Origin of the sequence: Falsiroseomonas oryzae, assembly GCF_027856955.1 — a bacterium.
In the GTDB taxonomy this organism is placed as follows: domain Bacteria; phylum Pseudomonadota; class Alphaproteobacteria; order Acetobacterales; family Acetobacteraceae; genus Falsiroseomonas; species Falsiroseomonas oryzae.
Genome location: NZ_JAPSMD010000055.1, coordinates 1 through 20,890, shown reverse-complemented (window position 1 = coordinate 20,890; position 20,890 = coordinate 1). Strand labels below are relative to the sequence as shown.

General features: G+C 72.4%; 20 protein-coding genes. 16 read left to right on the top strand and 4 right to left on the bottom strand.

What is annotated here, in order from left to right; translation table 11 throughout:
* The 9 genes from OZN99_RS08395 to OZN99_RS08355 form a co-directional block, all read left to right on the top strand.
* The coding region (locus tag OZN99_RS08395; protein WP_270934755.1) for a hypothetical protein at positions 1-232 on the top strand (232 nt) is incomplete at its 5' end.
* A 16-nt stretch (positions 233-248) separates the two neighbouring features.
* On the top strand, positions 249-1,637 hold the full coding sequence (locus OZN99_RS08390) for an acyclic terpene utilization AtuA family protein (RefSeq protein WP_270934754.1): 1,389 nt from the start codon (positions 249-251) through the stop codon (positions 1,635-1,637).
* Between the two features lie 2 nt (positions 1,638-1,639).
* Positions 1,640-1,960 (top strand): DUF4387 domain-containing protein, encoded by a 321-nt coding sequence (locus tag OZN99_RS08385; RefSeq protein WP_270934753.1) that lies wholly within the window; start codon positions 1,640-1,642, stop codon positions 1,958-1,960.
* 235 nt (positions 1,961-2,195) lie between these two features.
* A complete protein-coding gene (locus OZN99_RS08380; RefSeq protein WP_270934752.1) occupies positions 2,196-3,383 on the top strand; it encodes a hypothetical protein in 1,188 nt (395 codons plus the stop codon).
* 69 nt (positions 3,384-3,452) lie between these two features.
* Positions 3,453-4,451 (top strand): Bug family tripartite tricarboxylate transporter substrate binding protein, encoded by a 999-nt coding sequence (locus OZN99_RS08375; RefSeq protein ID WP_270934751.1) that lies wholly within the window; start codon positions 3,453-3,455, stop codon positions 4,449-4,451.
* A gap of 10 nt (positions 4,452-4,461) precedes the next feature.
* On the top strand, positions 4,462-5,418 hold the full coding sequence (locus OZN99_RS08370; protein ID WP_270934750.1) for a Bug family tripartite tricarboxylate transporter substrate binding protein: 957 nt from the start codon (positions 4,462-4,464) through the stop codon (positions 5,416-5,418).
* Positions 5,415-7,133 carry an ABC transporter permease gene (locus OZN99_RS08365; RefSeq protein WP_270934749.1) on the top strand — a complete coding sequence of 573 codons (1,719 nt, stop codon included), beginning with the start codon at positions 5,415-5,417 and terminating at the stop codon, positions 7,131-7,133. The genes OZN99_RS08370 and OZN99_RS08365 overlap by 4 nt, the downstream gene beginning before the upstream one ends.
* Entirely contained in the window at positions 7,133-8,233 is a 1,101-nt protein-coding gene (locus tag OZN99_RS08360) for an ABC transporter ATP-binding protein (protein WP_270934748.1), read from the top strand. The genes OZN99_RS08365 and OZN99_RS08360 overlap by 1 nt, the downstream gene beginning before the upstream one ends.
* The gene (locus OZN99_RS08355; protein WP_270934747.1) at positions 8,230-9,312 is read left to right on the top strand and encodes a mandelate racemase/muconate lactonizing enzyme family protein; all 1,083 of its coding nucleotides are present in this window, start codon (positions 8,230-8,232) and stop codon (positions 9,310-9,312) included. The genes OZN99_RS08360 and OZN99_RS08355 overlap by 4 nt, the downstream gene beginning before the upstream one ends.
* Here the strand turns inward: OZN99_RS08355 and OZN99_RS08350 are convergent.
* The 4 genes from OZN99_RS08350 to OZN99_RS08335 all read right to left on the bottom strand — a co-directional run bounded on the left by OZN99_RS08350 (position 9,278) and on the right by OZN99_RS08335 (position 13,822).
* Positions 9,278-10,294, bottom strand: coding sequence for an ABC transporter substrate-binding protein (locus OZN99_RS08350; RefSeq protein ID WP_270934746.1), 1,017 nt, complete (start codon positions 10,292-10,294; stop codon positions 9,278-9,280). The genes OZN99_RS08355 and OZN99_RS08350 overlap by 35 nt on opposite strands.
* A gap of 147 nt (positions 10,295-10,441) precedes the next feature.
* Positions 10,442-11,392, bottom strand: a complete 951-nt coding sequence (locus OZN99_RS08345) for a tripartite tricarboxylate transporter substrate-binding protein (RefSeq protein WP_270934745.1) — start codon at positions 11,390-11,392, stop codon at positions 10,442-10,444.
* A 5-nt stretch (positions 11,393-11,397) separates the two neighbouring features.
* Positions 11,398-12,282, bottom strand: a complete 885-nt coding sequence (locus OZN99_RS08340; RefSeq protein ID WP_270934744.1) for a polysaccharide deacetylase family protein — start codon at positions 12,280-12,282, stop codon at positions 11,398-11,400.
* A gap of 154 nt (positions 12,283-12,436) precedes the next feature.
* The gene (locus tag OZN99_RS08335; RefSeq protein ID WP_270934743.1) at positions 12,437-13,822 is read right to left on the bottom strand and encodes an FAD-binding oxidoreductase; all 1,386 of its coding nucleotides are present in this window, start codon (positions 13,820-13,822) and stop codon (positions 12,437-12,439) included.
* Positions 13,823-14,489: 667 nt separating this feature from the next.
* Between OZN99_RS08335 and OZN99_RS08330 the strand changes: the two genes are divergently transcribed.
* The 7 genes from OZN99_RS08330 to OZN99_RS08300 all read left to right on the top strand — a co-directional run.
* Positions 14,490-15,839 carry a cyclic 2,3-diphosphoglycerate synthase gene (locus OZN99_RS08330; RefSeq protein ID WP_270934742.1) on the top strand — a complete coding sequence of 450 codons (1,350 nt, stop codon included), beginning with the start codon at positions 14,490-14,492 and terminating at the stop codon, positions 15,837-15,839.
* Positions 15,836-16,141 carry a hypothetical protein gene (locus OZN99_RS08325; protein ID WP_270934741.1) on the top strand — a complete coding sequence of 102 codons (306 nt, stop codon included), beginning with the start codon at positions 15,836-15,838 and terminating at the stop codon, positions 16,139-16,141. The genes OZN99_RS08330 and OZN99_RS08325 overlap by 4 nt, the downstream gene beginning before the upstream one ends.
* Before the next feature lie 17 nt (positions 16,142-16,158).
* Positions 16,159-16,692, top strand: coding sequence for a flavin reductase family protein (locus OZN99_RS08320; RefSeq protein WP_270934740.1), 534 nt, complete (start codon positions 16,159-16,161; stop codon positions 16,690-16,692).
* 92 nt (positions 16,693-16,784) lie between these two features.
* Positions 16,785-18,593, top strand: coding sequence for an acetate--CoA ligase (acsA, locus tag OZN99_RS08315; protein WP_270934739.1), 1,809 nt, complete (start codon positions 16,785-16,787; stop codon positions 18,591-18,593).
* Entirely contained in the window at positions 18,590-19,576 is a 987-nt protein-coding gene (pdhA, locus tag OZN99_RS08310; RefSeq protein ID WP_270934738.1) for a pyruvate dehydrogenase (acetyl-transferring) E1 component subunit alpha, read from the top strand. The genes acsA and pdhA overlap by 4 nt, the downstream gene beginning before the upstream one ends.
* On the top strand, positions 19,573-20,571 hold the full coding sequence (locus tag OZN99_RS08305) for an alpha-ketoacid dehydrogenase subunit beta (RefSeq protein ID WP_270934737.1): 999 nt from the start codon (positions 19,573-19,575) through the stop codon (positions 20,569-20,571). Before pdhA ends, OZN99_RS08305 begins: the two co-directional genes overlap by 4 nt.
* The coding region (locus OZN99_RS08300; RefSeq protein ID WP_333779726.1) for a biotin/lipoyl-containing protein at positions 20,568-20,890 on the top strand (323 nt) is incomplete at its 3' end. The genes OZN99_RS08305 and OZN99_RS08300, both read left to right, overlap by 4 nt.

Genomic DNA, 20,890 nt, shown 5'->3' with positions numbered 1-20,890 from the left:
GGCGCTGCACGCAGCCCTCGGCGCCGGCTCGGCTCCCTCCGGCGCCGAGGGCTGCGTCGCCCTGCTCGCGCGGCACGCGGGGCACGGCCACCCGCCGCTCTGTCGCCACGACGGCGCGGCGGTGACGGTGTCATGCGCGGTGTTCGAGCCGCGCGCGCGCCGCCTGCGGCTTTCGCGCGGCAATCCCTGCGGCGGCGACCTGCTCGTCGCCTCGCTTCCCTCTGCGGCATGACTGGAAAGGCCCCGCGATGACCGACATCTCCATCCTCTGTCCGACGGGGCATCTCGGCTTCACGCCGCTCGAGCCCGCCTCCTTCCACGCCGGTTGCGCGCTGAAGCCCGACGTCGTCATCGCCGACAGCGGCAGCTGCGATATCGGCCCCTACCCGCTCGGCGCCGACGGCCAGGCCAGCCCCGTCGCCTGGCAGCGCCACGACCTGGAGGTGATGCTGCTCGCCGCGCGGCGGCTCGGCGTGCCCATGATCATCGGCTCGGCCAGCGACACCGGCACGGACCGCGGCGTGCGGCAGTTCGCGCAGCTGATCCGCGACATCGCCCGCGAGCACGGCCTCGCCCCCTTCCGGATGGCCACGATCTTCTCGGAGCTCACGAAGGACCAGGTGCTGGCCCGCATGGCCGCCGGCGCGCCGGTACGCGGCCTGGACGGGCGCGCCGACGCCGATGCCGCCACCATCGCCCGCACCGACCGCATCGTCGCCGTGATGGGCGCGGAGCCGATCTGCGCGGCGCTGCGCGACGGGGCGGAGGTGGTGATCGCCGGCCGCTCCTCCGACTGCGCCATCTTCGCCGCCCCCCTGCTGAACGCCGGCCTCTCCCCCGCCACCGCATACTACGCCGGCAAGCTGATGGAATGCGCCTCCTTCTGCTGCGAGCCCTTCATGGGCAAGGAGAGCATCCTGGGCCGCATCACCGAGGACGACATCCGCGTCACCGCCATGCATCCGGGCCAGCGCTGCACGCCCGCCTCGCTGGCCAGCCACGCGATGTACGAACGGCGCGACCCGTTCCGCGAATACGTAGCGACCGGCTACGTGGACATGACCGACGTCCGCTACGAGCCGTGGGACGAGAAGACGGCTCGTGCGCGCGGCGCGCGCTTCGTGCGCTCCGACCGGCCGATGGTGAAGCTCGAGGGCGCAGGGAAGGTCGGGGAGCGGCGTCTGGCCATCGTCGGCATCCGCGACCCCTACACGATCGAGAACGTGGACGCCGCGATGGACTGGGCCCGCGCGCGGCTCGCCGAGCGCTTCGGCCCGCCCGGGGAGGCCGGCTGGGCGGTGCACTACCACGCCTATGGCCGCGACGGCGTGATGGGCGCCATGGACCCGCACCGCCCGGCGCGCCCGCACGAGCTCGGCATCGTGGTGGAGACGGTCTGCGCGGATGCGAAGCGCGCCGAGGAGATCTGCGCGCTCGCCGCGCGCAACCTGTTCTATGCGCGGCTGAAGGAGGTGAAGGGCACCGCCGGCGCCGCCGCGCTGATGTCCGACGAGATTCTGGTCGGCAAGCCCGGCTACGAATGGACCCTCAACCATGCCATGCCCGTGGACGATCCGGCGGAGCTGTTCCGCACGGCGTTCGAGACGGTGGATGACGGTGCGCGGAAGGCGGCCTGACCATGCGGAACATGCCCACGTTGCGCGACCTGGCGACCACGATCCGCAGCAAGAACGCCGGGGTGGATCACATCACCTTCGACGTGATCTTCCGCGAGCGCAGGGATTTCGAGCGCGTGCGCGATTCGGGCGTGCTGAGCCGCGCTAAGGTCGCCGGGCTCTACGGCATCCCGCTGGAGCGCGTGACGGACTTCGTCGTCTTCGAGCCGGCGAACGCCATCAAGTTCACCATCCGGCGCGAGCGCCCCTCCGGCAGCCCCGGTGAGTCCGACGTCTTCGGCGCCCAGCAATACGCGCCGCTCTTCGACATCGAGGTGCCCTGACGCCGACCTTGGGTCGGAGGCGGCGAAGCCGCGGCTCGCCGCGCCCGGCACCATGCCACGCGCGGACCGGGCACGCCCGACCGGCACCGCCGCCCAGATCCTGTCGCCTTGCCCTGGACCCGGGCCGCGCGCTTGAATGGTGTCAGGAACGTCCAGAACGGCCGGGAGGGAGCGCCGCTGCCTGCGCAGGCCGTGCCCCGACCTCGCAGCCGTGCCCCCGAGGAGGACATACGTCATGCCCGGCTTCGCCAACAGCATCGAGGACATCCTCGCCTCCTCCACGCGGCGCGGGCTGCCGCGGCCGGTGGAGCACCCGAAGGCCGACATCGCGTCCTACATGCGCGGCGTGGACAACTTCTGCCGCGTCATGGCCATCCGTCCCGGCGACCACGTGGTCATGCTCACCGATCCGCTACTCGACCCGCGGGTCATCCAGGCGGTGCAGGGCCTCGCCCGCGGGCGCGGCGCGACGTTCATCTCCTACATGGGCGAGTCCACGCGCTATGTGACCGTGCCGGAGGAGGCGAAGGCGCTGCTGGAGCGCGCGACCTTCGTCGTCTCGACCTGGTTCGCCTCCGTGCTCGACCCCTATTGCATCGGCCTGCGCCGCAACAAGGGCCAGCGCTGGGTGAAGATCACCTTCTTCCGCGACCTCGACCTGCTGCACACGCCGCAGGCACAGTTCCCGGTCGAGTTGCTGGGCGAGATCATCCGCGCCACCTCCCGCCTCTTCCCCGCGAATGGCGACTTCACGCTGCGCATCACAGACCCGGGTGGCACGGATTTCCGCATCCCCTTCACCGACCGGATGCTGCAGACGATGAAGCGCCACAACCGCTGGCGCGGCCACAACGTGGCGGACGAGGATGGCTGCTACGTGCATTACCTGCCGACCCACGGCCCGAACCTGTTCGAGCCCTCGATGGTCGGCCTGAAGCCCGACGACCGGATCGGCATTTCCGGCACGGTCTGGGCGCAATGGGCGGTCGGCTTCGACCGGCCATTCGCGAGCCCCGTCGGCGTGGAGTTCCGCGACGACGTGGTGCATGCCGTGCACGGCGAGGGCTTCGAGGCGGATGTGCTGCGCGACTACCTGATCGGCGGCACGCTGGAGGAGCTCGGCTGCGGCCACAACCCGAAGGCGCCGCGCTTCGACATCTACCCGGCCGGACCGAACTCCCCGGGCGCGCTGCATTTCGGCATCAACGCGCTGAAGCCTTCGGACTATCTGCGCCGGGTCATGCCGAACTGGGAGGAACCGCACATCCACATGGATCTCGTCACCTACGACAGCACGGTGATGGCGGGGAACAGCGCCATGGTGGAGGACGGCTACCTGCTCTCGCTGCGGGATCCCGCGGTCCGCGCACTGGCCGAGCGCTACGGCGACCCGGTCGACCTGCTGGAGGGCTATCCCGTCTAGCGCTCACGACTACGCCGGACGGGCCGGACAACGACCCGCCGGCCACCACGCCTGGGAGGGAAAGTCGGGATGACCATGCATGACGCGGATGGAGCGCCGATGATCGGGCGGCGCCTCCTGCTGGGCGGCGGCCTGGCCCTGTTGGCCGGCGGCGCACGGGCGCAGGGCGGCTATCCGGACCGGCCGGTTCGGCTGATCGTGCCCTTCCTGGCCGGCGGCGGCGGCGACACGCTGGCGCGTCTGGCCGCGCAGCCCGCCCAGGCCCGCCTCGGCCAGCCCTTCGTCATCGAGAACCGTCCGGGCGCGGGCGGCAACATCGGCGCCGAGGCTGCGGCGCGCGCGACCGCGGATGGCCACACCCTGCTTTACGGCACGAACGGCACGCACGCGATCAACGAGGCGCTCTACCCGCGCCTGCCCTTCCGTCCGCAGGAGGACTTCATCCCTGTCGCCGGGCTATCGCGCATCGTGCTGGTCGTCGTCGTGCGCCGCGACCTGCCGGCGGCCACCTTGCCGCAGCTGATCGCGCATCTGCGAGCCAACCCCGGCAAGGTCTCCTACGGCTCGGCCGGCAACGGGACCACCGGGCATATCGCGTCAGAGATGTTCCGCGTCGCCGCGGGGGTGGACATCGTCCACGTCCCCTACCGCGGCAACGCGGCGGCGATGACCGACCTCGCCGCCGGGCGGCTGGACATGGCGATCGAGCTGATCCCCGCGGCCTTCCCGGTGATGCAGAACGCCTCGGTGCGCACGCTCGCCGTCACCTCGCTCCAGCCGCTCGAGAGCCAGCCCGGCGTGCCCACCGTCGCCTCGGTGCTGCCGGGCTTCGAGGTGAGCGCCTGGGACGGGATCTTCGCCCCCGCGGGTACGCCGGACGGGATCGTGCAGCGTCTGAACCGCGCCTTCGTGGACGCCATGCATGATCCCGAGACCGTCAGCCGCCTGGCCGCGCGCGGCGCCGAGCCCGCGCCGCGGCAGACGCCCGCGCAGTTCGCCGCCTTCGTCGCCCGGGAACGGGTGAGGTGGGGCGAGGCGGTCCGCGCCAGCGGCGCACGAATGGATTGAGGTGAAGGGGATGATCACGCGACGCGCGCTCGGTGGATCAGCTGCGGTCCTCGCCTTGTCACGCGCGGCACCGGCGCAGGACTCCTGGCGCCCGGACCGGCCGCTGCGCTTCTTCGTCGGCTTCGGCGCGGGCGGCGTCTCGGACGCGATCGTGCGCCTGATGGCAGCGGCGCTCGCGCCGCTGCTCGGCCAGCCCGTCGTGGTGGACAACCGGCCCGGCGCCTCCGGCAACCTCGGCACGCTCGCCGCGCTGCAGGCGCCGCCCGACGGGCACACGCTGGGCTTCGCGGGCATCCACCTCGCCACCAACCCCGCCATGCTGCCGAGCCTCGGCTACGATCCGCGTGCGGACATCCGCATGGTCAGCCAGTTCACCTCGCTGCCCATCGTGATCCTGGCCAGTGCGCGCTCCGGCATCGGCAGCATCGCTGAGCTGGTCGAGCGGGCCCGCCGCGAAGCGGTCTTCGTCTCCTCGAGCGGCGCCGGCACCTCTTCCCATCTCGGGCCGACGCTGCTGTTCAACGTCGCCGGCGGCAGGTTCGAGCCGGTGCAGTTCCGCAGCGGGGCGGAGGCCTTCCAGGCGCTGCTGGCCGGCGACACGCAGGTCATGTTCGATCCCGCCGCCGCCTACCACGCGCCCGCCGCGGCGGAGGGACGCGTGCGCATCCTCGGCGTCATGCAGGACCGGCGATCCCCGGTGATGCCGGACGTGCCGGCGCTGGGCGAGCTCGGCCTGCCGGTGGCGGCGCAGATGCGCTCCTGGCAGGGCGTGTTCGTGCGCGCCGGCACGCCGCCCGCGGCCGTTTCCGCCCTGCACCGCGCCGTGGTCGCGGCCGTGGCGAGCCCCGAGGTGCAGGGCCAGCTCACCCGCCTCGGCATCGAGCCGCAATCGAGCCCGAGCCCCGACGCCGCGCAGGACTACTACCTGAGCGAACTCGCCCGCTGGGGCGCCCTGCTGCGCGCGTGAGGGCTCCGCTCGCCGCGCGCGCATACCGCCTCGCGCCCAGCCTGCTGATGGGCGCGCTGCTGGTCTGGCTGGTCGCCATCCCGCTCGCCTTCCTCGTATTGGCGAGCCTGCGGCCGACAGGGTTCCCGCTCGACGCCGGGCTGACCTTCGATCACTACGCCGAGGTCTATGGGTCGCCCGGATTGTGGCGGCTGATCGGCAACAGCGTCGTCTTCGCGCTCGGCTCCGTCGCGATCGCGCTGCTGCTCGGCGGGGGTCTCGCCTGGCTGGTGGAGCGGACGGACCTGCCGGGCGCCGGCGCCGTCCGGGCGCTGGTCATCCTGCCGATGGCCACGCCACCGCTGCTGATGGCGATCGGCTGGTCCATGCTGCTCTCGCCGCGCGCCGGCGCGCTGAACCTGCTGCTGCGCGACCTGCTGGGCCTCGCGGAACCACCGTTCAACGCCTATTCGATGCCCGCGATGGTCTTCGTGCAGGGACTGTCCCTGACCGCGACGGCCTTCCTGTTCCTTGCGCCCGCCTTCCGCAACATGGATCCCTCGCTGGAGGAAGCCGCGCTGGCATCCGGCGCCTCGGGCTGGATGCTGGCCCGGCGGGTGCTGGTGCCGCTGCTGAGCCCGGCGCTTCTCGCGGCGGCGGTGTTCCTGCTGATCGTCGGCTTCGTGGTGTTCGAGATCCCCGGCACGCTGGGGATGCCCGCCCGCATCTTCGTGCTGTCCAGCCAGCTGTTCTACCTGGCCTCCGAGGCTCCGGGCGGCCTGCCGCTCTACGGCCAGGTCAGCGCGCTGGCGACGCTGCTGCTCGTCGTGCTGCTCGGCTTCGGCCTGCTCTATCGGCGGCTGACGCGCGAGGCGGCGCGCTTCCGCACCGTCACCGGCAAGGGCTTCCGGCCGCGTCGCATGGCGCTCGGCGCCTGGCGCTGGCCGGCGCTGGGGTTCGCCTGCGCCTACTTCCTGCTGGCGGTCGGCATGCCCGTGGGGATGCTGGCGTGGATGAGCCTCATGCCCTACCAGGTTCCGCCGTCCGTCGCGGCACTTGCGCTTGCCACGCTGGAGAACCACCGCGACTTCCTCGACAGCCCCCGCGTGTTCGAGGCCGCGGCCAACACGATGCTGGTGGCCGCCGTCTCGGCCACGGCCGTGGCCATCCTGGCCACGCTCATCGCCTGGTTCGTGGTGCGGCTGCGCGTGCCGGGCGCGGCGGTGCTGGACGCGCTGGCATTCATGCCGGTGGCGATCCCGGGCGTGATGATGGGGGTGGCGCTGATCTACGTCTATCTCACCCTCGATCCGATCATCGCGATCTACGGCACGGTCTGGATCCTGGTCGTCGCCTACACCACCGACTACCTCTCCTTCGGCACGCGCGCGACGGGCGGCGTCATGGCGCAGCTCCACCCCGAGCTGGAGGAAGCGGGCCGCACCTCCGGCGCCGGCGCCTCGCGGGTGCTGCGCCGCATCACGCTGCCCCTGATGTGGCCGGCCATCGCGGCCGTGTGGATCTGGGTGCTGGCGCATGCCATGCGCGAGCTCTCCATCGCGCTGATGCTGCAGGGCCGCGACAACCGCGTGGCCACCACCCTGTTGTGGGACTGGTGGCAGGGCGGCGAGCCGACCCGCGCGGCGGCGGTCGGCGTCTGGCTCGTCGGTGCGCTGCTTGTGGTCATGGTCGCCTGGCAGCTGCTGGGTTCCCGCTTGCGCAGGGGAAGCGGCTGATGCTGCGGATCCGCGGCCTGGTGAAACGCTACGACCGCACGCGCGCGGATGCCTTTGCCGTGAGGGATGTCGCGCTCGACGTCGGCGCCGGCGAGTTCTTCACGCTGCTCGGCCCTTCGGGCTGCGGCAAGACCACCACGCTGCGCTGCGTGGCGGGGCTCGAGACGCCGGACGAAGGCGAGATCCGCATCGGCGAGAGCGTCGTCTTCTCCGGCGCGCAGGGACGGGTGATGCCGGTGGCGAGGCGCGACATCGCCATGGTGTTCCAGTCCTACGCGATCTGGCCGCACATGACCGTCGCAGCGAATGTGCGCTTCCCGCTGGAGGCGATCGGCATCCGCGGCGCGGCGGCGGAGCGGCGCGTGGCAGAGGCGCTGGAGATGGTCGGGCTCGGCGCTTTCCGCGACCGGCCGGCGCCGCTGCTCTCCGGCGGGCAGCAGCAGCGCGTGGCGCTGGCCCGAGCCATCGTGAAGGGTGCCAGCCTGCTGCTTCTGGACGAGCCGCTGTCGAACCTGGACGCAAGGCTGCGCGAGCAGATGCGCGTCGAGCTGCGCGACCTGCAGCGGCGCGTCGGCACCACCTTCGTCTACGTCACCCATGACCAGGAAGAGGCGCTGGCGCTGTCCGACCGCGTGGCGGTGATGCGGGACGGGCGGGTGGTGGAGATGGGCTCGCCGCACGACCTCTACCTTCGTCCGCGGACCGCCTTCGCGGCGCGTTTCGTCGGCCAGGCGGACCTGCTGGCCTGCACGGCGGCGCGGCCCGAAGGCGGGCTGCTTCTGCTGCACACCGCGCTCGGGCCGGTGCTGTCCGCCTGCTTCCCCGATGCGCCGGGACCGCGGCTATCGCTCCTGGTCCGGCCGGAGCACATCGAGTTCGCCGAGGAGGCGGCATCAGGCCCCAACCTCGTCGCCGGACGCATCGCGCGCACGGTCTTCTCCGGACGCCTGGTGGAATACGTCGTCGCGCTCGACAGCGGGGCCAGCCTGCGCGTGCAGGGCACCTCGGGCCGGCTGCGTGCCGAGGGCGACGCCGTGCGCCTGCGTCTGCCACCCGAGCGCTGCGTGGTCGTGGAGGGTCTGCCGGAGGACGCCGAATGAGCGGAACCATCTCCATAGAGCCCTATGTCCTGCCCCTCGCGCAGGAGTATCGCTGGGCCAAGGGCGTGCAGACCGAGCGCCGCGGGCTGCTGGTGCGTGTCGAGGCCTGGGGCGCGGAGGGATTCGGCGAGTCTGCTCCGCCGATCCACCTCGACACCGTGCCCGAGGAGCTGGCCGCGGAGGCCGGGCGCTTCGTCGCGGGCCTGCCGGTCGAGGCGGAGGATTTCCTCGCCCGGCTCGACGCCAGGGGCATTCCGCCGCGTCTGCGCTGCGGGATCGCGGCGGCCTGGCTCTCGGCGCGCGCGGCGGCGTCGGGCCGGTCGCTGGCCGCGATCCTGGCCGCCCCTGCCACACCGGCGGAGGCGGTGCCCGTGAACGGCCTCGTCACCGAGAAGACGCCCGACCAGGCGGCTTCCCGCGCGGCGGCGCTGCACGCGCAGGGGTACCGCACGTTGAAGATCAAGTGCTGGGAGGATCGCGAGGCGGATCGCTCGCGCGTCGCCGCGATCCGCGCCGCGGTGCCGGATGCGCGCTTGCGCCTCGACGCGAACGAGGCCTGGGATCCCGAATGGGCGCTGGAACACCTGACGCAGCTGGCTCGCTTCGGCATCGACTATGCAGAGCAGCCCATCCCGTCGTGGCGGCCGCTGCAGGAGATCGCGGCGTTCCGACGCCGCAGCCCGGTGCGCGTCGCGCTCGACGAGAGCGCGACGGACGCCGCAAGCCTGCAGGCGATCCTCGCCGCCGGCGCGGCGGACGTGATCATCCTCAAGACCCAGCGCGCCGGCGGGCCCGACCGCGCTCGGCACATGATCCGCATGGCGGCCGAGGCGGGCGTCCAGGTGACGGTGACCGTCAGCCTGGAGAGCGCCATCGGCACCGCCGTGGCGCTGCACGTGGCCAGCACGCTGCCGCAGCCCCTGCCGGATTGCGGCATCCCGATGGGCCGCTTTCTCGCGGGCGATCTCGGGCCGATGCCACCGGTCGAGGCTGGCGCGGTGATGCGCGTGCCCTCGGCCGGGCCTGGGCTCGGCCTCAGGCCCTTCACCGCGCCTGCGCCTCGTTCACCCGCGCGTTGAAGGCCTCGTAGATCCGGGCATAGACGTCCTTCTGCGCCATCGGCCATTCCGCCAGGCGCAGGCCCTGCAGGCGGCGGCCCGTCTCGGTCTCCGGCATCAGGGGATGGCCGCGCTCGGTCGCCTGTTCGTAGGCGCGCGCGCCGTCCGGCGTGGCCAGCCAGACGCCGAGCAGCTTCGCCGCTTCCGGCCGGCGTGCCCGCGTGACCGCCGCGGTCCAGATCGCCGAGATCGGCGTCGGGTCCAGCATGACAACCTCGATCGGCGCGCCGCGCCGGATGGCCGGCAGCGCGGTGTGATAGACGCCCAGCCCGATCGCGATCTCGCCCGCCGCCACCTGCTGCGCCAGCGGCGCGGTGGAGCGGAACAGCATCGGGTTCTGCTCGAGGAAGCGAGTGTAGTAGGCGGTGGTGCGGTCCTCGCCCCAGGCCTCGGCGAGCTCGGCGAAGGCGGCGGCACGGACCCAGGTGCCGATCCGCCCGCGCCAGCGCGGGTTCAGCAGGTCGTCCCAGGTCCTGGGCGCATCCGCCGCGCTCACCTGGTTCCGGTTGTAGATGACGCAGTAGATCGAGGCGGCGGTGAGCAGCGCCGGCCCCGCCACCCAGGCGGCGGGCAGGCCGAGGCCAGCCCAGTCCACCGGCGCGAGCAGCCCCCGCTCCTGCAGCCGCGCGATGCCGGAGCCGCCGAGGCTCACGACATCGGCCGTGCGGCCCCCGCCGGCCTGCGCCTCGTTGGCCACGCGGCCGACGATCCCGACCCCGCCCGGCACGCTTTCCGGGCGGACCCGGATGCGGGCGCCGGGGCCGCGGTTGAAAGCCGCCACCACCCGGTCGAGGGCGGCGATCGGGTTGCTCTCGTACCAGGACAGCTCGCCCTGTTCCCCCGCCGCGGCCGCGGCGAGCGCCGCGAGGTCTGGCGCCGCCCGGGCTGCGCGCGGTGCGGCGAGCAGGGCGCCGAGCCCGAGCATGATGCTGCGCCGATCCATCCCGCTTCCCCCGAACTGCGTTCTTCTGCCGGGAGGCTAGCCTGTGCGCGATGGGCTTTGTAGCGGCGCCGTGGGCGGCGGCAAGGAGAGGCGAAGGCGCTCGGGGGAGGCCGGCCTGCCGCGCAGCGTACGGGGCGGGCGCGCCGCTCAGTCGGCGAACTCGCCGTTGGCCTGGATGATGGGTCGCCACCGCGCGACCTCGGCGGTCAGCAAGGCGCGGTGCGCGGCCGGCGTGATGCGGTCGGCCGGCTCCACGCTGCCGCCCAGGGTCTCGATGCGGGCGACCACCGCGGGATCGGCGAGCGCCGTGCGCAGCGTCTGGGCAAGGCGCTCGACCACCGGCGCCGGCGTGCCGCGCGCCGCATAGACCCCGTGCCACACCGCGAGCACCAGGTCCGGCACGCCGCTCTCGGCCGTGGTCGGCACGGCCGGCATGGTGGGCGAGCGCGCCTCCGCCGTGACAGCGAGGCCGCGCACCCGGTTCTCCCGCACCAGCGGCGCGCCGGCGCTGGTCTGGTCGCAGACCATGTCCACCCGGCCCGAGAAGATGTCGGCCATCGCCGGCGCCGTGCCGCGATAGGCCACCGTGGTGATCGGCGCGCGCGTCAGGCTGCGCAGCAGCAGCGCGCAGAGATGGCTGGCGGAGCCGACGCCCGAATGCGCGATCGTCGCCTCCCGCCCCGGCGCCCGCAGCCAATCGATCAGCTCCGTCAGGTTGCGCGCGGGCAGGTCCAGCCGGCCGAGCAGCACCATCGGCATCGGCGCGACCAGCCCGACCGGCTCCAGGTCGCGCTGCGGGTCGAAGGGCAGGTTGCGGTAAAGCGAGGGCGCGGTGGCGACGCCGATGTTGCCGAGCAGCAGGATGCTGCCGTCGTTGCGCCCCTGCGCCACGCGGTTGGCGCCGATCGTGCCGCCCGCGCCGCTGACGTTCTCCACCACGAAGGGCTGGCCGCTGGCGCGCGCCATTGCCTCCGCGACCGCGCGGCCGAGCACGTCGGAGGCGCCGCCGGGCGGGAATGGCACGACGAGCGAGGTCGGGGCCTGCGCCATCGCCGGAGAGGCGAGCAGCGCGAAAGCCAGCAGGATGCGTCGCATCATGGCCGTCACACCTTCCAGTGGTCGAGGATCGAGGCGCCCGTCATCCAGGCGGCGTCGCCGGTGCCGTTGATGTGCAGCAGCGCCTCGCGCACGTAGCGCGCGCGGTGCGGTGCGCCCATGATGTAAGGGTGGACCACGAGGGCGAGCACGCGCGGCCCGTCCTTCGCATCGCGCCGCAGTTGCTCGAACTGGTCGATGGCGCGGTCGCGCCATTCGCGGGCCGGATGCTGCTGCATCAGGATCATCGGCACGTCGTTGATCTCCTGCGTATAGGGCACGGAGCCGATCGAGCCGTTGCGGGTGGCCAGCCGCACCGGCTGGTCGTCCAGCACCCAGTCGCAGACATAGTCGTAGCCCGCCTCCACGAGCCGTTCCGGCGTCTGCCAGGTCTCCTGCAGGGCGGGGCCGAGCCAGCCGCGCGGGCGCGCGCCGGTGAATCGCGCGATCGCCTCCGTCGTCAGGCGGATGTCCTCCGCCTCGTCGGGCACCTTCTGCATGGAGCGCTGGGTGAAGCCGTGGCCCATGAACTCCCAGCCGCGCTCCAGCGCGGCGGCGGAAATCTCGCGATAGGTCTCGACGGCCTTGCCGTTGATCGCGAGCGCCGGCTTCACGCCCGCCTCGTCGAATATCTCCAGCAGCCGCCAGAAGCCGACCCGGTTGCCGTATTCGTGCCAGCACCAGTTCGGGATATCTGGGCTGGGCGCGGCGGCGGTCGGCAGCTGGTTCACCATGCGCGGCATGGGCTGCGTCGGATCCCACTCCTCGATATTCACGATGACCCAGGCGGCGACGCGCTGGCCGCCCGGCAGCGGCGGCGCCGCGCGGCCGGCGATCGGCTGGAAGGGCAGCCGCTCGGTCGGAAGCATCCCCTCTGGTGGCGGCCCGCTCATTCATCCCGCTCCTTGCCCGTCGCCGCGGAGGTGGCGGCATCGGCACGGGCGGGCAACGGGGCCGGAGGGCGCGAAACTCGCCATCCGATCCGGATCGGCATGTTTTGCCGGCAGAGAGCTTCGGGACATGCCTGTCTGCGCGGCAGACCGGGGTTCAGGCATCGCGGCGGAAGCGCCAGCCACTGGCGGGCAGCGTGGAAACCGACGCTATCGCGTCGCCCAGATCCATCTGCCCGGGGTTCAGCAGGTCGTGCGGATCCATATCGCGCTTGAAGGCTATCTCGCGCGGGCCGATGGACTTGATGCCGACCCCGCGCAGCCCGGTGGCGTGGGAATTGGCGATCTGGGCGCCCGCCTCCTGCATGACGCGAACGCAGTCGGCCATCTCCTCCGCCCCGGCGAAGGGGAAGTAGGGCGAGCCCATGCCCACCACCTCGCCCTCGCTCAGGAACACCTCGGTGCGCATCGGGCCGAGATGGCCGAGGCGCGCGCGCACCCGTTCGAGCGTCGCAACCAGTCCCTCGGCCGGGAACATGCCCTGCAGAACAGTCGTGCGCGGATGCGACTTCTGGATCTGCCGCAGCCCGTGGCCGTAGGAGAACTCGTAGAGCGGCGCGCCGAAGGGGTTCTCGCCTTCCGCATCATCGGAGAGCGCGCGGCCATCGAACTCCGCGACCAGGTCGTCGGCGGCGGCGCGGGTCGGCTCCGCCAGCATGGCGAAGACGGCGGTCAACCCCTCCGGCACCAGCCCGCCCAGGGCACGCATCATCGCAGGCGCCGGCCACTCCTGCACGGAGATCAGCTTCTTGAGAATGCCGGCCTCCTTCGCCAGTTGCACCGCGAAGCGGATAGCGCGCGCATAATCGGGGAAGGCCAGCACCACCTCGCGCCACGGCCAGGCGGGAGCGAGGGGGAGTTCCACCTCGGTGATGATGCCGTTGGTGCCGTAGGCGTGGTGGGCGAGGCCCACGTCACGGCCGCGCAGCTCCACGACCCGTGGCTCGGCCTCGATGCTCAGCAGTTCGAGCGCGGTGACGTTGCCCGCGTCGCGCAGCATGCCGAAGGCGGCGCTGCCCATGCCGCCGGAGCCGCCGGCGATGAAGCCCGCGACCGTGCTCTGCCGGCGGGTGGAGGGGTGGATCCGGACCTCCCAGCCCGAGCTGCGCAGCTCCTCGTCCAGCAGATCCATGCGCGTGCCGCTGCGCAGCCGCGCCGCGCCCGGGCGCTGCCAGACGATGCCCGACAGCCCCCGCAGGTCGAGCAGGGCTCCTCCGGCCATGGGCACGCTCTGGCCGTAGTTGGCCGTGCCACCGCCACGCGGCACCAGGGGCACCTTGTGGCGGACCGCTGCCTGGATCACGCGCACAACCTCCACACGATCGCGGGGCGCCACCACCAGATCCGCCGCCTTCCCGGCGAGTGCCTGCCGGAGGAGCGGACTGACCGCGAAGTTGTCGCGCGAGCGCAGCCTCACCTCGGCCGCGTCGGTCGTGTGGGGAATGTCGCCGAGCGCGGCGACAAAGGCGGAGATCGAGTTCATGCGGGTCCGGGGGCACTGATCGGAGCCACTTCACAGCAAGCCACGTGCCGCGGCGCGGCAGGCGGCCGAGGACCAGCCGCACGTCCGGAACGCCTGTTGAACCGCACGCTGCCCGACTGGCAATCGCTGCGCCCCCTGCGGTTACGAAGCGGCCTTACCGCAGGACGGCGGAGGTGGCACGAGCCCCCCATCCAACGGATCGAGGTGCGAGGCGAGCTGGGGGAGAGCCTGCGGCTGGCGGAGTGGGGCCGGAGCGGAGCGCGTGGCGCAGTGGGGTGGCTGGATGGTAACGCCACCGGGGGCGTGATCAAGCTGCCGACGGTGACGCCCCGGGCGGCGTTACCTCGCCCCCCTCGCTGATCGACGCAGGGAGTGAACCTGCGCCCGCACCGAGCGCGACTCATGGTTGGCAGAGTGACCTGAGGGATCGTTCCCACTGCCGCTTCGACCGCAACGGACAGAATCCGGACCTAGCGCGATCGCGGCCCTCGAAGTCCTATGCGTCACCGGATCGCTCCAGTGATCGCGAAGCGGCCAGGCGATTGACCTGGGTCAACACGCAGGCAGCCGTCATCAGGGCATCCTTTCAAAGCCATCGCGTTCCGCCGAGGATGTTCGTCATGATGTGTGCGCAGGACGCAACGAGGGCGGATCGGCGGACCCTGTCGTGAACCCGCGCCAGCGCGTCCTGATCCTCGGTGCGGCGGGGCGGGACTTCCACGATTTCAACCTCGTCTATCGCGACGATCCGACGCAGGAGGTCGTGGCCTTCACAGCGGCGCAGATCCCCGGCATCGCGGGGCGCCGCTATCCCCCGGAACTGGCGGGGCCGCTCTACCCTGCGGGCATCCCGATCCTCGACGAGGCCGAGTTGCCTTCGCTGCTGCGGCGGGGCCTGGACAGCGTCGTCTTCGCCTACAGCGACGTGTCGCAGGCGCATGTGATGCGGATCGCCTCCTCGGTACTGGCGGGCGGGGCGGAATTCGTACTGCCGGGGCCGCGGCGGACCATGCTGGCCTCGCGCCTGCCGGTGATCGCGGTCTGCGCGGTGCGCACGGGCTGCGGCAAGTCGCAAACCGCGCGCTGGCTCGCCGCGCGGCTGCGCGCGCGGGGGCTGCGCGTCGGCATCCTGCGGCACCCGATGCCCTATGGCGACCTCGCGCGCCAGGTCGTGCAGCGCTTCGCCAGCGTGGCCGAGATGGACGCCGCCGGCTGCACCGTGGAGGAGCGCGAGGAGTACGAGCCGCATGTCGCCGCCGGCGGCGTCGTCCATGTCGGCGTGGACACCGCCCTCGTCCTGGCCCGCGCCGAGGCGGAGAGCGACATCATCCTGTGGGACGGCGGCAACAACGACTTCCCCTTCATCCGCCCGGACCTGCTGATCGTCCTCGCCGACGCGTTGCGGCCTGGCCATGTCGAGGGATGGCACCCCGGCGAGGCCGTGCTGCGCAGCGCTGACATCGTCCTCGTCGCCAAGGCGAACGCCGCGCCCGCCGGTCAGGTCGCGCAGGTCATGGCGGCGGCGCGCCGGCTGAACCCGTCGGCGATCCTGCTGCGCGCCGGCACGCGCGTGACGCTGGAGGATGCCGCGGCAGTCCGCGGACGCCGCGTTCTCGTCGTGGAGGACGGGCCGACGTTGACGCATGGCGGCATGCCGCATGGCGCGGGCCATGCCGCCGCGCGCGCGGCCGGCGCGGCGGAGATCCTGGATCCGCGGCCATCGGCGGCGCCGGCGATCGCCACGGTCTACGCCGCCTTCCCGCATCTCGGCCCGGTGCTGCCGGCGATGGGCTACGACGCCGCGCAGCTGCGCGACCTCGGCGAGACCATCGCGCGGTCGGGCGCCGATCTGGTCGTCAGCGCGACGCCGGCGGATCTGGCCCGCCTCATAGCACCCGGCCTGCCGATCATCCGCGCGCGCTACGACTACGAGGAGATCGACACGCCCGGCCTCGGAGAGCAGGTGGACGCCTTCTCGGCGCGGCACGCGTCCCGGTCCGCTGGAACAGCGCAATGAGCACCGGCGGGCCGCCGCGCGGCACCGGCCTCACCGAAAAGGATCCGGGCAACGCGGCAGGCCATGGCCGCGGCAAGCCGCGGGGCATGGCGGCCGGCGACGCCGATCCCGTCGATGCGCCGGGACAGGGGCGCGGTCGCCTGGGCGCCTCCCTGCCGGCGCCCGAGACGGGTGTCACCGATGCCGACGTGTCGGACATGCCCTTCCATGCCTGCAACCGGCTGCCCGGCATGTCCCCCTGCACCGACATCAGAGACGGCGACCCGGCCGATGCGCTGGGCAGCGGCCGCGGACGCCGCTAGCCGCCCGGAGACAGGCCATGCCGCGCAGCTTCCCGCTCTCCCGCGTGTACCAGCTGCTCGAGCCGGGGCCGGTCGTGCTGCTCACGACGTCGCGGCGCGGGCGGCACAACGTGATGGCGATGTCCTGGCACATGATGATGGAGTTCGAGCCGCCGCTGATCGGCTGCATCGTCAGCGGCCGGCACCTCAGCTTCGAGACGCTGCGCCGCACGCGGGAATGCGTGCTCGCCATCCCGGAGGCGCATCTCGGCCGGCAGGTCGCCGGCATCGGCAACTGCTCGGGCCGCACGAAGGACAAGTTCGCCGCCTTCGGCCTGACGCCGCTGCCCGCGCGGCACGTCGCCGCGCCGCTGGTGGCAGAGTGCTTCGCCAACCTGGAATGCCGCGTCGCCGACGCACGATGGGTGGATCGCTACAACATGTTCGTCCTGGAGGTGATCCATGCCTGGCGCGAGCCCGGCGTGAAGGCGCCCCGCACCCTGCATCACGAGGGCTACGGCCGCTGCGCCGTCGCGGGCGAACGACTCCGGCTGGCCTCGCGCGCGCGCTGATCCTCGTATCCTCTGCCAGTCTTGATCTGCGTCATGGCAGCCGCCGCCGTGCGCGGTGAAGCTGCACGCGTCGACGGGAGGACGCTGCAAGCATGAATCCGCCCGCGCCTTCGCAGAACGGCATCGCGGCACCGCTTGGCCGGCATGCCCGGATCCCGAAACCCGCCGCCTGGCGGGTGCCGCCCAATCTCGCGGATTACGACGCCGCCTGCCGCGACTTCAGCTGGGCGGCGGCGCGCGCGCTGCTCGACGGGCTGCCGGACGGGCGGGGGCTCAACATCGCGCATGAGGCGGTGGACCGTCACGCCGCGGGTCCGCGGGCCGACCGGGCGGCGCTGCGATGGATCGGGCGCGGCGGGGAGCGCGTCTTCACCTGGCGCGACCTGCGCGACGAGACGAACCGCGTCGCCAATGCGCTCCAGGGGCTGGGGCTCGGGCCCGGCGCGCGGGTCTTCGTGCTGGCCGGGCGCATCCCGGAGCTCTACCTGGCGGTGCTGGGCGCGCTGAAGGCACGCTGCGTGGTCTGCCCGCTGTTCTCCGCCTTCGGGCCAGAGCCGATCGCCATGCGACTCGAGATCGGCGAGGCCGACGCGCTGGTCACCACCGAGGCGCTGTATCACCGCAAGGTGGAGGCGCTGCGTCCCCGACTGCCGGCGCTGCGGCACGTGGTGCTGGTCGGCGAGGGCGGCGCGGCGACCGCGGTGCCGGGCACGCTCGACTGGCAGGGCCTGATGCGGGACGCGGGCACGGATTTCGTCATCCCGCCCACCGACCCCGAGGACATGGCGCTGCTGCACTTCACCAGCGGCACGACCGGTCGGCCCAAGGGCGCCGTGCATGCCCACCAGGCGGTGGTGATGCACAACGTCACCGGGCGCTACGCGCTGGACCTGCACCCCGACGACGTCTTCTGGTGCACCGCCGATCCCGGCTGGGTCACCGGCACCAGCTACGGGATCATCGCGCCGCTGACCAACGGCGTGACCAACCTGGTGGTCGAGGCCGAATTCGACGCCCAGACCTGGTACGACGTGCTGGAGCGCGAGCGCGTCAGCGTCTGGTACACCGCGCCGACCGCGATCCGGATGATGATGAAGCTCGGCAACGCCGCGCTGGCCGGCCGCGACCTCTCGGCGCTGCGCTTCATGGCCAGCGTCGGCGAGCCGCTGAACCCCGAGGCGGTGCTGTGGGGCGTCGAGGCCTTCGGCATGCCCTTCCACGACAATTGGTGGCAGACCGAGACGGGCGGGATCATGATCGCCAACTACGCGGCGATGGACGTGAAGCCCGGTTCCATGGGCCGGCCACTGCCCGGCATCGCCGCCGCCATACTGCGCCGCGACGCGGCCGGCGGCGTCAGCGAGGTCACGCAGCCCATGACCGAGGGCGAACTGGCGCTGAAGGCCGGCTGGCCCTCGATGATGCGCGGCTACCTCAAGGAGGAGGCGCGCTACCGCAAGTGCTTCGCGGGCGAGTGGTACCTGACCGGCGACCTCGCGATGCGCGACGCCGAGGGATACTTCTGGTTCATCGGGCGCGCGGACGACGTCATCAAGTCCTCCGGCCACCTGATCGGGCCCTTCGAGGTCGAGAGCGCGCTGATGGAGCACCCCGCTGTCGCGGAGGCCGGCGTGATCGGCAAGCCCGATCCGATGGCGGGCGAGATCGTCAAGGCCTTCGTCGCGCTCAAGCCGGGCCACGAGGCGAACGAGGCGATGCGACGCGAACTGCTGGGCCATGCGCGCAAGCGCCTCGGCGCCGCTGTCGCGCCGAAGGAGATCGACTTCCGCGCCAACCTGCCGAAGACGCGCAGCGGCAAGATCATGCGGCGGCTGCTGAAGGCGCGCGAACTCGGCCTGCCCGAGGGCGACATCTCGACCCTGGAAAGCGACGAGCGATGAGCACCAAGGTCCATCTCGATCGCGCGCACGGGCTGCTCCTGCTGCGCGAGATGCTGCGCATCCGCCGGTTCGAGGGCAAATGCGCCGAGCTCTACCAGGCGCAGAAGATCCGTGGCTTCCTGCATCTCTACGACGGGCAGGAAGCGGTGTCGGTCGGCGTGATGCAGGCGCTCGGGCCCGAGGACGCGACCGTCGGCACCTATCGCGAGCATGGCCAGGCGATCGCCCGCGGCGTGCCGATGGACCTTCTGATGGCCGAGATGTTCGGGAAGGTCGAAGGCTGCTGCCGCGGGCGCGGCGGCTCGATGCACATTTTCGACCGCGGCCGGCGCTTCCTCGGCGGCAACGCGATCGTGGGCGCGGGGATGCCGCTGGCGCTCGGCGTCGCGCTGGCCGACCGGATGCAGGGGCGCAAGGCGGTCACCGCCTGCTTCTTCGGCGAGGGCGCGGCCGACGAGGGCGAGTTCCACGAGAGCATGAACCTCGCTGCCCTCTGGCGCCTGCCCGTGCTCTTCGTCTGCGAGAACAATCTCTATTCCATGGGAACGCCAGTCGGCATCGCGGAGGCGGAGACCGCCATCTGGCACAAGGCGGCGGGCTACCGCATGGGCGGCGAGGCGGTGGACGGCATGGACCCGGTCGCGGTGGAGGTCGCCGCCCGCCGCGCGGTGGAGCGCATGCGGGAGGAGGGGACGCCCTATCTGCTGGAGTGCCGGACCTACCGCTTCCGAGCCCATTCGATGTTCGACGCGCAGCTCTACCGCGCGAAGGAGGAGATCGAGGCCTGGCGCGCGAAGGATCCCATCATGCGCCTGCGCGACTGGCTGGAGCGCGCCGGCCACCTGCATCCCGGCGACATGGACCGGCTGGAGGCGGAGGTGGAGGCGGAAGTCGCCGCCGCCGTCGCCTTCGCCGAGGCCGGCACCCTCGAGCCCGTCGAGGACCTCGAACGCTTCGTGACGATGGACGAGGTGCCCCGATGAGCGCCGCGCCAGCCACGCGCATCACCTACCGCGAGGCCTGCCGCCAAGCGATCCGCGCCGCGATCCTGGCCGATCCGCGCGTCTTCCTGATGGGCGAGGATGTCGGCCGCTACGGCGGCTGCTACGCCGTCAGCAAGGGCCTGCTCGAGGAGCTTGGCGAGGCACGCATCCGCGACACGCCGCTGTCCGAGAGCGCCTTCGTCGGTGCGGGCATCGGCGCGGCGATCGCGGGGATGCGCCCGATCGTCGAGGTGATGACCTGCAACTTCAGCCTGCTCGCGCTCGACCAGATCATGAACAATGCGGCGACCATCCCGCACATGTCCGGCGGCCAGTTCGCCGTGCCGCTCGTGCTCCGCATGGCGACCGGCGCCGGGCGCCAGCTCGCGGCGCAGCACTCGCACAGCCTGGAAGGCTGGTTCGCGCACATTCCGGGCCTGCGAATCCTCGCCCCCGCCACGATCGAGGATGCGCGCCACATGCTGGCCGCGGCGCTGGCCGACCCGAACCCCGTGCTGATCTTCGAGCACATCATGCTCTACAACATGGAAGGCGAGCTCGATCCCGCGGTGCAGGGCGTGGACATCGCCAAGGCCCGCATCCGCCGCCCCGGCCGCGACGTGACGCTCGTCACCTATGGCGGCAGCCTGTTCAAGACGCTGGCCGCGGCCGAGACGCTCGCGGGCGAAGGCATCGAGGCGGAGGTGATCGACCTGCGCGTGCTCCGCCCGCTCGACACGGCCGCCATCATGGCGAGTGTCACTCGGACGCGCCGCGTGGTGATCGTGGACGAGGGCTGGCGCTCCGGCTCGCTCTCCGCCGAGGTGGCGATGCGCATCGTGGAGGAGGCCTTCTTCGAGCTCGACGCGCCGATCCGCCGCGTCTGCTCGCGCGAGGTGCCGATCCCCTACGCCGCGCATCTCGAACAGGCGGCGCTGCCGCAGCCGGAGACGATCGCCGCGGCGGCGCGGGGGCTGGTGAGGCCCGCGCCGTGACCGAGTTCCGCATGCCCTCGCTCGGCGCGGACATGGAGGCGGCGACGCTGGTCGAGTGGAAGGTCGCGCCCGGCGATCGCGTGAAGCGCGGCGACATCGTCGCGGTGGTGGAGACGCAGAAGGGCGCTATCGAGATCGAGATCTTCGAGGACGGCGTGGTGCGCGACCTCGTTGTCACGCCGGGCGGCACGGTGCCGGTCGGCGCGCTGCTCGCGCATATCGGCGGGGAGGCGGAGGCGCGTGTGGAGCCGGTGGTCCCCGCGCTCGCTGCGCCGCGACCCGCTCCGCCGCCGCCCGCTGCCGCGCCGCCGACGCCCCT

What these genes read in the sequence shown, in the direction of transcription:
- OZN99_RS08390 (WP_270934754.1), top strand. Translation starts at nt 249, where the DNA reads ATGACCGACATCTCCATCCTCTGTCCGACGGGGCATCTCGGCTTCACG.
- OZN99_RS08385 (WP_270934753.1), top strand. Translation starts at nt 1,640, where the DNA reads ATGCGGAACATGCCCACGTTGCGCGACCTGGCGACCACGATCCGCAGC.
- OZN99_RS08380 (WP_270934752.1), top strand. Translation starts at nt 2,196, where the DNA reads ATGCCCGGCTTCGCCAACAGCATCGAGGACATCCTCGCCTCCTCCACG.
- OZN99_RS08375 (WP_270934751.1), top strand. Translation starts at nt 3,453, where the DNA reads ATGACCATGCATGACGCGGATGGAGCGCCGATGATCGGGCGGCGCCTC.
- OZN99_RS08370 (WP_270934750.1), top strand. Translation starts at nt 4,462, where the DNA reads ATGATCACGCGACGCGCGCTCGGTGGATCAGCTGCGGTCCTCGCCTTG.
- OZN99_RS08360 (WP_270934748.1), top strand. Translation starts at nt 7,133, where the DNA reads ATGCTGCGGATCCGCGGCCTGGTGAAACGCTACGACCGCACGCGCGCG.
- OZN99_RS08355 (WP_270934747.1), top strand. Translation starts at nt 8,230, where the DNA reads ATGAGCGGAACCATCTCCATAGAGCCCTATGTCCTGCCCCTCGCGCAG.
- OZN99_RS08350 (WP_270934746.1), bottom strand. Translation starts at nt 10,294, where the DNA reads ATGGATCGGCGCAGCATCATGCTCGGGCTCGGCGCCCTGCTCGCCGCA.
- OZN99_RS08345 (WP_270934745.1), bottom strand. Translation starts at nt 11,392, where the DNA reads ATGATGCGACGCATCCTGCTGGCTTTCGCGCTGCTCGCCTCTCCGGCG.
- OZN99_RS08340 (WP_270934744.1), bottom strand. Translation starts at nt 12,282, where the DNA reads ATGAGCGGGCCGCCACCAGAGGGGATGCTTCCGACCGAGCGGCTGCCC.
- OZN99_RS08335 (WP_270934743.1), bottom strand. Translation starts at nt 13,822, where the DNA reads ATGAACTCGATCTCCGCCTTTGTCGCCGCGCTCGGCGACATTCCCCAC.
- OZN99_RS08325 (WP_270934741.1), top strand. Translation starts at nt 15,836, where the DNA reads ATGAGCACCGGCGGGCCGCCGCGCGGCACCGGCCTCACCGAAAAGGAT.
- OZN99_RS08320 (WP_270934740.1), top strand. Translation starts at nt 16,159, where the DNA reads ATGCCGCGCAGCTTCCCGCTCTCCCGCGTGTACCAGCTGCTCGAGCCG.
- acsA (WP_270934739.1), top strand. Translation starts at nt 16,785, where the DNA reads ATGAATCCGCCCGCGCCTTCGCAGAACGGCATCGCGGCACCGCTTGGC.
- pdhA (WP_270934738.1), top strand. Translation starts at nt 18,590, where the DNA reads ATGAGCACCAAGGTCCATCTCGATCGCGCGCACGGGCTGCTCCTGCTG.
- OZN99_RS08305 (WP_270934737.1), top strand. Translation starts at nt 19,573, where the DNA reads ATGAGCGCCGCGCCAGCCACGCGCATCACCTACCGCGAGGCCTGCCGC.